The sequence below is a fragment of the Dellaglioa sp. CoH-56-MRSF-13 genome, from assembly GCF_056782095.1.
The window spans coordinates 1-257 of the sequence record NZ_JBXAYC010000190.1 but is presented as its reverse complement, the minus strand read 5'-3'; the positions used below and the strand labels follow the sequence as shown (position 1 = coordinate 257).

The 257-nt window shown below is 59.1% G+C and carries 1 protein-coding gene; it reads left to right on the top strand.

The window, feature by feature from the left end:
* Window positions 1-257 (top strand): hypothetical protein (locus AC1RP1_RS08400; RefSeq protein ID WP_481762790.1); only part of this gene is annotated, 257 nt, incomplete at both ends.

Here is a 257-nt window from a genome sequence, read left to right as displayed (position 1 = left end):
ACCATGATCTTTATTTTGCAATCGACACGACGCACGGGTTGGAAATTGTGCCGTCCGACGTGATCGGGCGCACGTGCGCGACCGACGTATCGGCATTCCTCAACTATCTTGAGGGCGAACCGCTGGACCCTGATGAACTGGTTCCGGTTTGCGAAGGCTGGCTCGCACGCATGTACGCGCCCGGTTATCTGGATTGTACGCCATGGGCCGCGCTCGCGACCGAGAAAGCGGCACGGGAATATCTGGCCCGCATGTAC